Source organism: Nostoc sp. UIC 10890 (assembly GCF_054786515.1).
Window position 1 is genome coordinate 178,477 of record NZ_JBSGKF010000003.1, and the last position, 13,205, is coordinate 191,681.

Here is a 13,205-nt window from a genome sequence, read left to right on the forward strand (position 1 = left end):
TCTAATAATACCAGAAATATATGAGTAAGCTCATCCTAATTACAGGCATAAGTAAAGGTCTAGGTTATGCGATGACCGAGGGTTTTATTCAACAGGGGCATACTGTTATTGGTTGCGCCCGTTCATCAGATGTTATTGATAAAATACGCCAAAAGTTTAGTGCTACCAACGATTTCACATCTGTAGATGTAGCAAATGAACAGCTTGTAAAAAAATGGGCACTCTTTCGTACTTCAAAAATATTCACCGCCAGATATATTAATTAATAATGCGGCAATTACCAATTATCCAGCGCCTTTGTGGGAAATACCATCTGAAGAATTTTCGGATCTAATAGATATCAATATCAAAGGAGTAGCGAATATAATTCGCCATTTCGTACCAGCAATGGTGAAAAACAAACGGGGCATTATTGTCAACTTTAGTTCTGGCTGGGGACGTTCGACTTCACCCCAAGTTGCACCATACTGCGCTTCTAAGTGGGCAATAGAAGGATTAACTCGTTCTTTGGCACAAGAATTGCCAACTGGTATGGCAGCTATACCCCTCAATCCAGGTATTATTCATACAGATATGCTTTCTATTAGCTTTGGAGAAGAAGCTGCTAATTATACACCTGTGTCCGATTGGGTATTGAAAGCTGTTCCATTTATTCTCAAGTTAAAACCCAAAGATAACGGGATTCCCTTGACCATTTCATGAGATTGATCATGCGTGAATTGTTTTGACCAGTTACGAAAAAGCAGGCTGATTTCAACTGTATTGGTTTATCGTCCAGAGGCACAAGAAATTAGTACAATTTTTGGATACTGGAGTTTTCATCGGGAAAAAGATTTGAGCCAAAGTCTACCTATAGCACCAAGCCGAAAACTGAAGATTACGATCCTAACAGTAGGTTCAAGGGGAGACTTGCAACCATACTGCGCTTTGGCTATTGGCTTGAAACGTGCGGGGCATGAAGTAACCGTAGCAACCCATGAAAACTTTGAACCATTTGTGAGGAAGTTCGATTTAAAGTTTGCAGCGATCGCTGGCAATATGCAAGAGTTTCTGCAATCGAAACAAGGGCAGCGATTGATTGCGGGAGAAAAGTTGAAAAAAGAAGAAGGAGATAAGCTTTTACTTCAACAGTTGGAATCAGCTTGGAGTGCGTGTCAGGGAAGTGAGGTAATTATCTACACGCCGTTAGCTACCTTTGGATATCATATCGCAGAGAAATTAGGCGTACCTTGCTTTTTTGCATCAGTTCTACCGTTGACTCCTACAGGGATGTTTGGGTTTTTGAGATTTGCTCAAATAACTAAAAACCCGCTAAAGAAAGCGATAAACTATGGTAGCTACTTACTAGTAGAGTTTTTGCACTGGCAAAGATATCGTTCACTGCTCAATCACTTCAGAACAGAAACATTGAAATTGCCACCCTTGCCATATTTGGGCAGACGCTTCAGACGGAAGACTCCAGCAAATGTATCACGAATCCCTATATTGTATGGATTTAGTTCGCACGTCGTCCCAAGACCCCGTGACTGGCCTGCATGGGTGTATGTAACTGGTTTTTGGTTTATTGAGCAAGCCTCCGAATACGAGCCACCTCTGGAACTAGAGGATTTTCTGGGACGAAAGCAATTACCTTTGTGTTTTGGATTTGGGAGCATGACGATGCCCAATCCAGAATATCTCACACATTACATCGTAGAAGCCTTAAAGAAAACACATCAAGGCGGGATTATATTGTCAGGCTGGGGGAACGTTGGAAGAACAGTGAATATAAAAGATTCGCTACGAGTGTTTGTGATCAAGGAAGTTCCCCATGATTGGCTGTTTCCTCAAGTGCCAGCAGTAGTACATCACGGAGGAGCTAGTACAACGGCAGCAGTGTTACGTGCAGGGACACCATCAGTTACCGTACCCTTTTTTGCAGATCAGCCAGTTTGGGGAGAAAAGCTAACTTGGTTGGGAGTCAGCCCTGCGCCGATACCGTACAAGAAACTGTCAGATAAAACTTTAGCAGCAGCGATTGAAATCGTACTGGGCGATGAGGTGATGCGGTCTAAAGCCCAGGAGTTAGGTGAGAAGATTCGGGGTGAAGATGGTGTAGCGAATGCTGTTGAAGTTTTCCATCGGCATTTGGGGTTGATTGAGTGAGAAATCCCAGACAATTAAAATACATCATCACAGCCACAATCGGAGTAAATGTCCCAAGTGAAAGTTTACACGGTACTCTGTGTCAACAGCAGTATCCTAATGGTTTTTTACACACCAGGGCATTGCTGGGAATTCCGTATCATTAGCCGCACGGGTGGCATATTCGGGGAACAAAAGATTTATTACACGGCAGAGGCGGCGTTGCGGATGGGGTTGGAGTGGCTGAAGGATGAAGAGTGAGGAGTTTTGATACGATCCAAGGTCAGCACTAATGGCAAGAGACAATCGCTTTTAGTGAAGGTAAATTGCTTGAAATTGTACAGCGATTTTTTATTTGTCGCTCCACTAACTATGTGGAGGCGAATTAATGGAAAAGAAAAGTTGGCGATCGCTACAATCAATATCTTAAGTATTTACACAGAGGTGTTAATACTTGCTATTGTATAAAATAAATTTTAGCAAAAAGGTAATAATGTGACTTTATATACTCTATTGAGAGGAAGAACTCAGTAGAGTATTTTCGTGAGAATCACTGCCCTTCAAAAATCGTCTTGTCTTGTTGCAACCCAACAAAACCTCGTTCTAACAACCATAAATTGAAAACTGCGGCTGCCGTCTCAAGAAATGTAATCGCACTTCTTGAAACATCTATAACCCTGTTTTGTCACTCTCGGAAAACAATAATCTCAGCCTAATTCTGAAAGTTTTATTTCATCAAGGTTTGAGGCTTTATTTTCTAACAGAAACTAAAATTTATAGACAAAACGTGAAAATTAAAGCCCTGTAACCGTTTGGGCGATTGGATTCTCCCACTCTGACAAAAGAGGGATAAGTTGTGTTTCTCTCAATTGCGGTCATTGCCATTAGGAGCCGACAGTTGAATCATCTCAGTAAAACGTGAATACTTAACCGTATCAGTAAGGGGATAATCTGCTGACACTGCAATTAACCCAATTTTTATATCCTCGAAATAAATCACACCCCCGATACGTCCTTCAACTTGGAAACCTCCATGAAATAAATGATATGGAGCGATGTAGATCAGCAAGCAGTCACTAATCTTTATTGCCCTGTCAAACATCTGCTGACAAGTTTTTTGGAGGACAGTATCTAGGTATTCATTATAGGCAGGCTCACCCATGTCAGTGAATTCCTGCCAATCTGCAAAATGATCCATATAAAATAGCCAGATATCGGACAAGTCTGCGTCATTCGTGAGCTTTTGCTTAAGTTCATGTAATCGGTCGATATTCATATTCTGGATATTGAGGAGATGGGGCAAACAGACAATACTGTTAAAAAGTTATCAATTATTTTTGCATTAATGGGGGATAAAGAATTGCCACCAAAGGGTTCTACTAAATGGTGGGGGACTAAGATCACCAAACTAGTGCTAGTGTACTATAAGATTTGTAGTTTAGGATTTAATTTGTTGCTCGTGGCATAGTGCGTAAAAAGCGAGACTGCTTGTAGTGGAGCTACCCTTGGGACAAGAATCTGTCGCTAGAACCAGGAAAATAGTTCACGTTGATATGGATGCCTTCTACGCATCGGTGGAACAGAGGGACAACCCTAGCTACCGAGGTAAACCGTTAGTAGTCGGTGGCAGCCCGAATCAGCGAGGCGTAGTTGCAGCAGCTAGTTATGAAGCTCGTAAATTTGGCGTTCACTCTGCGATGCCTTCAATAACAGCGATCGCTAGATGCCCCGGACTGATATTTGTCAGACCGAGATTCGACGTTTACCGAGAGATTTCCACTTCAATCCACGCTATCTTCAAACGCTACAGTGATTTAGTGGAAGGAGTTGCGCTAGATGAGGCATACCTTGATGTTACTGAGAATAGGCAAAACATCCCCTACGCTTCTACTATCGCAAGACACATCAAAACTGCAATTTTTCAGGAAACTCAGTTGACGGCAACCGCAGGCGTGTCGATTAACAAGTTTCTTGCAAAAATGGCATCAGGGCAGAACAAGCCCAACGGACTAACGGTGATTTTGCCAGAACAAGCGATCGCCTTTGTAGAGCAGCTGCCGATTGAGAAGTTCCACGGTATAGGAGAAGTTACGGCGGCGAAGATGCATTCGCTCGGCATTCATACTGGCGCAGATTTGAAAGGGCGATCGCTGACTGAGTTAACACACCACTTTGGTAAAGCAGGGCAATATTACTACAAGATTGCTAGGGCAGAAGATGACCGCCCAGTTGAAGCAAATCGAGTTCGCAAGTCCATTGGTGCAGAAACCTCATTTGCACAGGACTTAAGTGATATCAGCCAGATGTTACAAGAACTCGAACAGATTGCCCAAATTGTCGAGCAACGGTTAGAGAAGCATGAAACACGAGGCCGTACATTAACATTGAAAGTCAAGTTTTCTGACTATCAGCAGTTAACCCGTAGTAAGACAATGCTTGCTCCCATCAGTGAACTCTCTACGATTTTCGAGATAGCCAAAGCGCTGTTTGAGTCGATTGATCTGGAAAACCGCAGTATTAGGTTGCTGGGGATTTCCTTGTCTAACCTTGATAACGCCAAACAGTTACAAGCTATTCAATTGCCATTATTTCAAAATGGGAACATCATATTTTAGGGTAGGTGTAGTCTGTTCAGACGTTGACAACTCGGTTATGGAGAGAGAGCGAATCAACTCCCGAATAACATCAGTTGCAGGTCTACCCGTACTTGCACAATATTTTTCAAGTTTTTCGCTTTCAGTTGATGCAAGATTTATTGTGATTCGTTTGACAGCCCATTTTTTGTTCATAACTGCTTTATTAATAAAATTTAATGAATTATCTAGACTTTAAATGCCTTGTGCAATACTTAACAAATATATAGATGTTAACCACAGTATACTTGCCGTAAAACTATTTTTAGCACATCTTCCTCAGAGTATTTACTTGTAATCCAAAACTTCACTGATCTATCATCTATATGAACTTTACAACATTTGAAACGAGCTTGTATTTTTTGTAAATATTGTTAAGCAAAGCGCAATTTGAGTGAGCCTTGCAAGAGGCGTATAATCAGCAAGCATTGCCAATTGAATTTAGTAAATCTTCTATGTATGAATAAAAATTAGCTACATTTTTCATTTAACACAAGTATATTAAAAAAGATATTTCCTTTCAAAAGTTGCTTGAGTGATCCGAATGCAGACACAGGTGTTAGAACTAGAAAAAATCGCTGACAAAATTAGAAAACTATTCGCACTTAGCGAGTCTTCCAACGAAGCAGAGGCAAGCGCCGCCGCAGCTAAAGCCCAAGAAATGCTAACCCGGCACAATTTATCAATAGCCTCACTCCAAGATTGGACACCTCAACCACTAGAAGAAGAAGAAGTTCGCCAGTTCAAACGCATGACCTCATGGAAATTTATTTTACTAAGTGGTGTTTGTTGGGGGAATTACTGCTCTGCAATCACCAGACACTACTATAGCGGGTCTAAAATGATTATCTTAGGGCGAAAAGTGAATATCGTCTCTACTCGGATTCAGTTTGAGTATCTTGAACAAACTATTGAACGACTGGCAAAACAAGCTCAAGGGAATCGCGCTTTTAGAAATGCTTTTAAATTAGGTGCTGCTAATAGACTTGTAAGTAGGATTCTTGAGAATCGTGAGCAACAGAAAAGTGGAGGGATTGCTGGAACTACTGAATCAGTTGCAGTACCCGCGATTATCGTGCAAGCGCTCTATGAAAAACTAGAATCTGAGTTAGAAGCATATCTAAATAATGTGAAAGTTAAACAAATGGCATTACCATATTGTGGTTCAAAAGACGGATATTTCTCTGGTATATCTGCTGCTGATTCTGTCTCTCTTAATCACCAAGTTAGTAGCAGTCAACAGCACTATCTACCAGGTTAATTAAGACTTATTACGTCTGCTAATTAATCTTTTGAGACATTCCTAAACTGCCTAAAATCTCCTTTGGCTATTGGGTAGTATAACCGAAAGTTAAAGATAATTTTTAGGGATTGCTCAGACGGGCTAACATCCCTAAACCTAAACCAAAAATTAAGGTAAGTCTCAAAATTAGCACAGTGTGCAACTGACTAAAAAATGGAAGTAGTTGGTTTTTTACTGCGACTGAACTAAAAGCACCAGCCCAAGCGATACTTAGTACTACCAATAAAAGGACATATAATGTTACTCCTCCACTAAATGCTAAAAGTAAAATTCCAGTTATGCCTTGGCTTAATATGTAACACCAACCTAAAGTTTTAGCCCAACTGATAACGCCAAAAATTTTCCAAGCAAAAGTGCGAGTCAATGTTAAAGTCAAAAATATTAAAGTAATTCTGGATAAAGTCAAGGCATTGCTCTGCTGTAAAGCCTCACTCCAAACTGGTGTCCAAGCCAATAGCCAGCCTAGCATTACATAGCAAGATAAGCTAAACACCAGTTTTATCCAAACAATATATGTTGCAAACATTTCTGAATTAACCTTACTTATTAATAAATATTTGAAAAATAATATTTAATATAATAATCATGAAAATAATCTGTAGTCAAATGTTATTAGTGATAATTAGCCTTATAAAAACAATAGCAATAAGCCTCATGATTATTAATGGCTAGGCTCTTTAATTGCTATTCTTTTTGCTATAACTGTTTATCTATTTTAAGATGCGCCCGATAGTAGAGCAGGATTTGAAAATCATCTTAAATTTATAATTTTATTTACTTTGCCATTAGCTATGTGTTTTAGCTCAATATTTAGTATTGTAGTTTACTTAAATAATAGAAATTATTCTTTAACTGCCTTACTTGGAATTAGCCCTATAATCTATAGTTATGATAATCTCCTCAATCAGCAGCCATCATAGAAAATCAAACTACTCTTCTTATTGAGCGAAAGTTTATAATATTCTCTAAATATGATTAAGAAAAATGATTAAGCCTAAAAATGTGTATCGCGGACACTCAATGGAAAAAGTTGGTCACGGTAAAAGAGCGGTATTTAAAACAACTATCAATGAAAAAGAATGGTCTGCTGTGACTGAATTAGAGGTAAAAACAGCAATTGATGCTTGGATTGATCAAGGAATAGAGCCTTAGTTATTGGCTACATAGCTTAAAAATGCCCTGGATAATCCGAATTGGTGGGTCATCTAGTGACAACCGAAATTCGACCCACTCACCGATTTGCAAGCGCTGCTCTGGACTCCTGCTCAGGGCAGTTTTTCATTGTGCAGGTGGACTCCCTTGAGCCAAGCACCCGTTGGCAGCAGATGTAAAGAAAAAAGCAAATTGACTGGTAATATAAAGCTCTACAATAGGCAATTTTTTGACTGGAAACATTGATTATGAGCTTTGCTAATAAAACCATTGTTCTCACAGGTGCATCAGCAGGAATTGGGCGAAAGCTGGCAATCTCGTTAGCCCAACAAGATGCAAATTTAGTCTTAGCGGCTCGTAATCAAGAAGGATTAGAACAGACACTGACTGCTTGTACAAATCATACACAGAAGGTGATTGCAGTACCTACAGACGTAACTCATGCCGTTGCTTGCCAGCAGTTGGTAGAGAGAGCGATTGGCGTGTTTGGGCAGATTGATATTTTGATCAACAATGCCGGAATTGGAATGCTGACGTGCTTTGATGAAGTCACAGATTTGTCCGTTTTTGAGCGGGTAATGCAGGTCAACTATTTAGGTGCGGTCTATTGTACTCATTATGCCCTACCCTACCTAAAAACTAGTCGAGGACTATTAGTGGCGATTTCTTCAATTTGTGGCAAAACAGGTGTACCGACTCGTACAGGTTACGTTGCCAGTAAACACGCCATGCAAGGCTTCTTTGATACATTACGGATAGAATTGCACTCAACAGGAGTAGATGTATTGGTTGTTTCACCAGGGTTTGTCGCCACAGATATTCGGCAACGAGCGTTGGGAGCAGATGGAAAACCATTAGGCAAAAGTCCGCGTGATGAAACGCAAGGCAATATGTCAGTAGATGAGTGTGTACATCAAATTATCTGGGCGATGGAGCGGCGTAAAAGAGAACACGTCATGACGTTGAAAGGTAAAGTACTCCCTTGGGCAAAGCTAATTATGCCAGGATTGGTTGATCGTATAACTGCTGCGACTGTTCGCAAGCCAACTGCTACCCAGAAGTAACCAGAACTTTAGAAACTGCGTTGAGAGTATATGATTTTCTGTAATTTTTAGTACTACACAGTAGAGCTTGATGCAGCTCTCTTCTTGCCCACTCTCCACTGAAAACAGCCCCCGCCCCCCACAGCGCACCACCAGAAAACCCTTTGGTTTCCAGTAGTCCCTCACTGCTTCGGGTTGCCATTGCCGGGGGACGAGGTTGTAGACTTGCACTGGAGTTCCAATCGGTACATCTGCAATAAACTCCACATTTTCCCACCTGGAGGAAGATAGTCGTAGCTTTTGATCCCACCAAGTAGTTCAAGAATGGTCAGGTGTTAGGTAGTAGATTTGACTCAGCCAAGGGTACTCTCATTGTGAGTACCCGATTTAACTGTAAGTTGTTCCGTTGTCAGGACGATGGTTTGGGCTATTGCACCTTTAGCATTGTGGCATCTCGGCTCTATGCTAATCTATCTGATTGTATTAGTTAGCCTACACTGCTCTCAATTTCGAGCTAGTACAAATTGCTCTAAGTCATGATGCTGCCCTTTCCAAAATCCATGCTGTTTCAGTACACCCCTACTTTGGAATCCTAATTTGAGTAATAGTTTTTTGGAAGCGATGTTATTCAACATTACTTCAGCAGTAACAAATTGCAAGCCACACTTAGAAAAGCCGAATTGCAGAATAGCTTGTAATGCCTCTGTCATAAACCCTTGCCTCCAATAAGCACTGGCAAGCTCATAACCTATATCAGCACTCATTGCTTGTGTGTCCCATGTAAAACCACAAGAACCAATTAAGGTGTTGTCTTGCACAGGCGCAATTCCCCATCGGATTCCACGCCCGATTTCAAATCTTTTTGTCCGGCGCTCAATAACACCAAATGCCTCTTCAAGTTTTGTGAAGGTATCAAGGTCATGAAATTGAGTCACTTTTGGGTCAGAAAACACTGTAAAAACAGCAGGAGCATCTTCTGGGGTTTCTTGACGCAAAAACAGACGCTCTGTCTCTAACCTTGGAAAAGAGGTCAATGAGACATTTTTGTTCATTTGAAATTTCGCCTTCTTTGTTTTAGCTTTAAAGATATTACCTTACTAACATTTATAACTATTCTCAGCATCCTCAACCGTGAAATTTATTTGCTCAGTCGGGGTTGAAAAAGGTTAAAAAGATAACATAATGGGAAGTGCTAAAAGCTATGATAATTTTGCGCGTCTGCGATTGCATTGCACTCTTATATACCCTGCCATAGCTATTGCCTCCGAAACTACCCAAGCAACAACCGCCCTCCACAGCCTACGATCGCTCCTTCGGATAATGGTGGATTTATGTTGGTTTGACCAAAGTTTGACAACCATTGGTTGTCACGCACTCAGCTAAGGGTGTTGCATTGGGCTTGGTTGATTCCGTCTAATCCTTGTATAGTGCAGCTTGAAAAGTTCTTCGCTCTTTTTGCGTAAATTACAAAACTGGAACTGAAGAGTATTACATAGCGAACGAATTATATGTAAAGCAGGGGGCAATAGTTAAAACTCCCATATTTTTTTTGTAAGCACTGCTCTGGACTCCTTGCCCAAGGGCAGTTTTTCATGAGTAATAGCGAACACCTACATTTCAACTTGTCTATTTTTGTATGTTCGGCAGCCTTATTTGATATTTCGCCCCATACCAAAAATCTTAACGCTACCTAACTCACCGGACATTTTTCTTCCTTACAAAGATGTGCGTTTAGCTATTGCCGGCTCTAATGAATATATACATGGCTGGTAGATTCCAGCACCATTACCAAAAGAGCTAGAAGTCCCTAAACAAATTGTTACAAAAGCCAGTGTTAAGGGAAAACTTAAAATAAGGAACTATTTTCAATGCTGGGGTATGGGTGCATGAACGTTAATTTTAGAGGAGTAAAGCTGTGAAATTATTTTGGAATACAAGTTTTTATGGAATTTTTTGGATCTGGAATCTGACATTTTTAATGTTAGTTTACATAGGGATATTGCCATACGTAGGCGTACCATTATTTCAGGCAACCTTAACAGGTGATATCCCATCTGAATTTTCTTTGACTCTAGTTACTTTAATTGCCATCCCCACAATTTCCAGTATTATCGGTGGTTGGAGATTTACCAAACAACCTTTACAACTAATTCGCCTATTTTATGGTATAGAAGCACCACTGTTTTTATTGTGTTTGTTGCGGTTATTTGTGATCCGAGAACTGACATCAGCCAGTAGCCAAATTCTGATAACAATGGGCGTATGTATAGCTGCTTTTACTGGAGAGTTATTTTGGGGTTATGCTGACCGACGTAAAAGTGGTTTGCAATGGGCACAAATGTTAGCCCATACATTAATGCTAGTATTTGGAATTTATGCGGGTGCGGTGTTGTTATTTTACGCCTTGCCTTTAGCAGTATTTCTGTTGCAAGAATTCCTCAAATTTGCATGGCTAAAACTATTATGGGATGTACTATATCACTCAGCTTTTGTGGGAGGGTTATTTATAATAATTCCTTGGCTGGCTATTGTTAGTTTCAGTGCCACATTGTTTATTGCAATGCCATCGGCGTTAACAGCAATGTATGTACATTCAGGAACAAAAATTTTAAGAGCCTTTGCTTCAGAACATGGTAAGAATAAAACATTTGCTGGAGCTGGTGCAGTTATTATGGCGTTTGCAGTTATTTTTGTATCTTTACAACAACAACCCCAAGTATTAGCTTTTTCACTCTTAGCTAATGCACCTACAAATGATAGCGATCGCCAAACGCTCGTAGCCAAATCAGAACAAATTCGTACAGGATTAGTTAATGCTTATTTATCTTCTTACCGCTACCTTAGCAGCAAGCAAGAAAATAACCATATCAGTGCTATGTATCATCATGTATTAGGCTTAGATAAATCGGTCACTGATGGATTGCAAGCAACTTATAACTTTCTGATGTCACCATTTTTATATAATGGTTCTGACAAAGATACCGCCAAGGCAGAGAAACTTTACGCCGATTTTTTTGATACACCTCTACAAAAAGCAGAAAAAACAGCAGTTAGTCACGCAGTACAATCTACTTTTAATGAACAAGAAGTTAAAGCAGGTTTATTAAATATCAACGAAAAAAAAGTTTTATTAGTATCACAAGAAGTCACAGTTAAAGAACATGGTGATTGGGCTGATGTGGAATTATACGAAATTTATAAAAACCAAACACAAGAAGTTCAGGAAGTTTTTTACTCCTTTTCTTTGCCAGAAAGCGCTGTAATTACTGGCTTATGGTTGGGAGATACTAATAAATTAGACCAACGTTTCCCTTTTGTTGTCTCTGGTCGCGGTGCTGCCCAGAAAGTTTACAATTCTCAAGTTAGACGTTCACGCCCTATAGATCCGGCTTTGTTGGAACAAGTAGGTCCGAGACATTATCGCTTACGGGCTTTTCCTATTCCTCCAAAGAATGTACAACAAATACAAGGGCAACCACCACTCCCCACAGAAATGCACCTATGGTTAACTTACAAAGTGCTGGGACAAGACTTGGGTTGGGAAATGCCCGATTTAGGGGAAAGACGTAATATTTTCTGGACTAATCAAACCAAGCGTATCCGCAACGGCAAAGAAATCGGTTTGAAAGACGATGCTTGGTTAGAAAAATTCATAAGAGCAAGTGGAAAAATTCAACCTGTATTACATGAAGTAAATTTAGAGTCTGGCTACAAAATATTAGCTAAACCCTTATCTAGTCAAGATTACACCTTACCCAAAGTCCAGCGAGTTGCTGTAGTTCTCGATACTTCTCGCAGCATGGGGGAACATATTAAAGAATTGCTGCAAACATTATCATGGTTGAAACAACACAGCTTTGCAGATAATCATTTGACAAACAACGATGCAGATTTATATCTCAGTGTTTCTCCAGGTGCTGCACCCAAACGCTTAGATAATCTCCAGCAATTCCAACCGGAAAAAGTCGCCTTTTACGGTACAATTCAACCCCAAGAAATGCTGACACAGTTTAACAATTTGCGTGGAGATACAGCTTATGATGTCGTTTTGTTGTTGACTGATGAAGGCAGTTATGAATTATCGAAGAACAATAAAACCGTCCCTAATACGCCTGCACCTTTGTGGATGCTACATCTAGGTGGATTACCTGGGGCTTATAATGATGGCATGATTAAATTATTACAAGATAGTGGTGGTGGAGTTGCTGTTAATATTTCTGAGGTGCTACAACGAATTGCTACTAAATCAGTTTTAGGCAACTCTGTTGTGAGTGTTGTTAATGGTTATGCTTGGTATTTGCAAACATTAGACACAGCAATTGCAACTAGCAACCAACAAGATGATTTCTTGCCATTAGCAGCCAGACAATTAATTTTAGGGTTGAGTAAAAAAGTTACGTTAGACAACCTCAAAGGTTTAGATGCGATTCACGGCGTAGCCAAAAAGTATAAGATTGTCAGCCCTTATTCTTCGATGTTGGTATTAGTCAACGATGAACAAAGACGGTTACTCAAAGAAGCAGAAGCCCAAAGCGATCGCTTTGACCGTAAAGTTGAGAACGGGAAGGAAAATCTCTCTAAACCCGTTAATCCCTTGAAAGTTAGTGTACCTGAAGCATCAGGGGGATGGTTTTTAGGTGTGAGTGCGATCGCTTTATTCATTCTTGTCAAGCGTCGGCGTTAATTACAGCATATTTCAGGTAAATGAAAGACATCTCCGAAAAAGAATTGTTTTGACGTAGCAGTGCTACCTCTCTACAAGGTTTCTGGGGGGAGCATATTTAATTTCTGGAGATGTCTAATCTTTTAAACGTAGTAATCGCCAAAAATCTTTCTCGTGCTGCTATGCTTATCAGCAAATTAAGGGACTTTGGAAACAGTTAAAGCACAGTAAGAAGGAACTGGGAATTGGTGAGGAGCCATCGGCAATAGCCTGAAGTGATTCTAAGT

General features: G+C 40.2%; 15 protein-coding genes and 1 pseudogene. 12 read left to right on the forward strand and 4 right to left on the reverse strand.

Features of this window, described 5'->3' with window-relative positions:
• Positions 1-20: 20 nt before the first annotated feature.
• Genes ACWATR_RS31885 through ACWATR_RS31905 form a run of 5 tightly spaced genes read left to right on the forward strand, consistent with a single transcriptional unit; the run spans position 21 to position 2,592 of the window.
• Entirely contained in the window at positions 21-266 is a 246-nt protein-coding gene (locus ACWATR_RS31885) for an SDR family NAD(P)-dependent oxidoreductase (protein ID WP_460341791.1), read from the forward strand.
• 10 nt (positions 267-276) lie between these two features.
• Positions 277-702 carry an SDR family oxidoreductase gene (locus tag ACWATR_RS31890; protein ID WP_460342035.1) on the forward strand — a complete coding sequence of 142 codons (426 nt, stop codon included), beginning with the start codon at positions 277-279 and terminating at the stop codon, positions 700-702.
• A gap of 12 nt (positions 703-714) precedes the next feature.
• Positions 715-2,145, forward strand: coding sequence for a glycosyltransferase (locus tag ACWATR_RS31895; RefSeq protein WP_460341794.1), 1,431 nt, complete (start codon positions 715-717; stop codon positions 2,143-2,145).
• A 48-nt stretch (positions 2,146-2,193) separates the two neighbouring features.
• Entirely contained in the window at positions 2,194-2,385 is a 192-nt protein-coding gene (locus ACWATR_RS31900) for a hypothetical protein (RefSeq protein WP_460341797.1), read from the forward strand.
• Positions 2,386-2,391: 6 nt separating this feature from the next.
• On the forward strand, positions 2,392-2,592 hold the full coding sequence (locus ACWATR_RS31905; RefSeq protein ID WP_460341799.1) for a hypothetical protein: 201 nt from the start codon (positions 2,392-2,394) through the stop codon (positions 2,590-2,592).
• 397 nt (positions 2,593-2,989) lie between these two features.
• Here ACWATR_RS31905 and ACWATR_RS31910 read toward each other — a convergent pair whose 3' ends face one another.
• Positions 2,990-3,400: a hypothetical protein gene (locus ACWATR_RS31910; protein WP_460341803.1), complete on the reverse strand. Its 411-nt coding sequence runs from the start codon at positions 3,398-3,400 to the stop codon at positions 2,990-2,992.
• Between the two features lie 217 nt (positions 3,401-3,617).
• On the opposite strand from ACWATR_RS31910, the gene dinB reads away from it, so the two are divergent.
• Positions 3,618-4,739 carry a DNA polymerase IV gene (gene dinB, locus ACWATR_RS31915; protein ID WP_460341806.1) on the forward strand — a complete coding sequence of 374 codons (1,122 nt, stop codon included), beginning with the start codon at positions 3,618-3,620 and terminating at the stop codon, positions 4,737-4,739.
• On the opposite strand, the gene ACWATR_RS31920 is transcribed toward dinB, so the two are convergent.
• A complete protein-coding gene (locus tag ACWATR_RS31920; protein ID WP_460341809.1) occupies positions 4,710-4,913 on the reverse strand; it encodes a ribbon-helix-helix domain-containing protein in 204 nt (67 codons plus the stop codon). The genes dinB and ACWATR_RS31920 overlap by 30 nt on opposite strands.
• A gap of 388 nt (positions 4,914-5,301) precedes the next feature.
• On the opposite strand from ACWATR_RS31920, the gene ACWATR_RS31925 reads away from it, so the two are divergent.
• The gene (locus ACWATR_RS31925; protein ID WP_460341812.1) at positions 5,302-6,018 is read left to right on the forward strand and encodes a DUF2786 domain-containing protein; all 717 of its coding nucleotides are present in this window, start codon (positions 5,302-5,304) and stop codon (positions 6,016-6,018) included.
• Between the two features lie 103 nt (positions 6,019-6,121).
• Here the strand turns inward: ACWATR_RS31925 and ACWATR_RS31930 are convergent, their stop codons facing one another.
• On the reverse strand, positions 6,122-6,586 hold the full coding sequence (locus tag ACWATR_RS31930) for a hypothetical protein (RefSeq protein ID WP_460341815.1): 465 nt from the start codon (positions 6,584-6,586) through the stop codon (positions 6,122-6,124).
• Positions 6,587-7,044: 458 nt separating this feature from the next.
• On the opposite strand from ACWATR_RS31930, the gene ACWATR_RS31935 reads away from it, so the two are divergent.
• On the forward strand, positions 7,045-7,212 hold the full coding sequence (locus ACWATR_RS31935; RefSeq protein ID WP_375514780.1) for a hypothetical protein: 168 nt from the start codon (positions 7,045-7,047) through the stop codon (positions 7,210-7,212).
• A 248-nt stretch (positions 7,213-7,460) separates the two neighbouring features.
• Positions 7,461-8,276 carry an SDR family oxidoreductase gene (locus tag ACWATR_RS31940; protein ID WP_322687400.1) on the forward strand — a complete coding sequence of 272 codons (816 nt, stop codon included), beginning with the start codon at positions 7,461-7,463 and terminating at the stop codon, positions 8,274-8,276.
• Positions 8,277-8,758: 482 nt separating this feature from the next.
• Here the strand turns inward: ACWATR_RS31940 and ACWATR_RS31945 are convergent, their stop codons facing one another.
• Positions 8,759-9,307, reverse strand: a complete 549-nt coding sequence (locus ACWATR_RS31945; RefSeq protein ID WP_460341821.1) for a GNAT family N-acetyltransferase — start codon at positions 9,305-9,307, stop codon at positions 8,759-8,761.
• Positions 9,308-9,437: 130 nt separating this feature from the next.
• Here ACWATR_RS31945 and ACWATR_RS31950 point away from each other — a divergent pair, with 130 nt between their 5' ends.
• From ACWATR_RS31950 to ACWATR_RS31960, 3 genes and pseudogenes are all read left to right on the forward strand, one after another.
• Entirely contained in the window at positions 9,438-9,638 is a 201-nt protein-coding gene (locus ACWATR_RS31950) for a hypothetical protein (RefSeq protein ID WP_460341824.1), read from the forward strand.
• Positions 9,639-10,170: 532 nt separating this feature from the next.
• Positions 10,171-12,939 carry a TIGR02921 family PEP-CTERM protein gene (locus ACWATR_RS31955; RefSeq protein WP_460341827.1) on the forward strand — a complete coding sequence of 923 codons (2,769 nt, stop codon included), beginning with the start codon at positions 10,171-10,173 and terminating at the stop codon, positions 12,937-12,939.
• Between the two features lie 163 nt (positions 12,940-13,102).
• Positions 13,103-13,192, forward strand: a pseudogene (locus tag ACWATR_RS31960) (DUF7219 family protein); the annotation flags it as partial.
• Positions 13,193-13,205 lie beyond the last annotated feature (13 nt).

What these genes read in the sequence shown, in the direction of transcription:
- ACWATR_RS31885 (WP_460341791.1), top strand. Translation starts at nt 21, where the DNA reads ATGAGTAAGCTCATCCTAATTACAGGCATAAGTAAAGGTCTAGGTTAT.
- ACWATR_RS31900 (WP_460341797.1), top strand. Translation starts at nt 2,194, where the DNA reads ATGTCCCAAGTGAAAGTTTACACGGTACTCTGTGTCAACAGCAGTATC.
- ACWATR_RS31910 (WP_460341803.1), bottom strand. Translation starts at nt 3,400, where the DNA reads ATGAATATCGACCGATTACATGAACTTAAGCAAAAGCTCACGAATGAC.
- ACWATR_RS31920 (WP_460341809.1), bottom strand. Translation starts at nt 4,913, where the DNA reads ATGAACAAAAAATGGGCTGTCAAACGAATCACAATAAATCTTGCATCA.
- ACWATR_RS31925 (WP_460341812.1), top strand. Translation starts at nt 5,302, where the DNA reads ATGCAGACACAGGTGTTAGAACTAGAAAAAATCGCTGACAAAATTAGA.
- ACWATR_RS31930 (WP_460341815.1), bottom strand. Translation starts at nt 6,586, where the DNA reads ATGTTTGCAACATATATTGTTTGGATAAAACTGGTGTTTAGCTTATCT.
- ACWATR_RS31935 (WP_375514780.1), top strand. Translation starts at nt 7,045, where the DNA reads ATGATTAAGCCTAAAAATGTGTATCGCGGACACTCAATGGAAAAAGTT.
- ACWATR_RS31940 (WP_322687400.1), top strand. Translation starts at nt 7,461, where the DNA reads ATGAGCTTTGCTAATAAAACCATTGTTCTCACAGGTGCATCAGCAGGA.
- ACWATR_RS31945 (WP_460341821.1), bottom strand. Translation starts at nt 9,307, where the DNA reads ATGAACAAAAATGTCTCATTGACCTCTTTTCCAAGGTTAGAGACAGAG.
- ACWATR_RS31950 (WP_460341824.1), top strand. Translation starts at nt 9,438, where the DNA reads ATGGGAAGTGCTAAAAGCTATGATAATTTTGCGCGTCTGCGATTGCAT.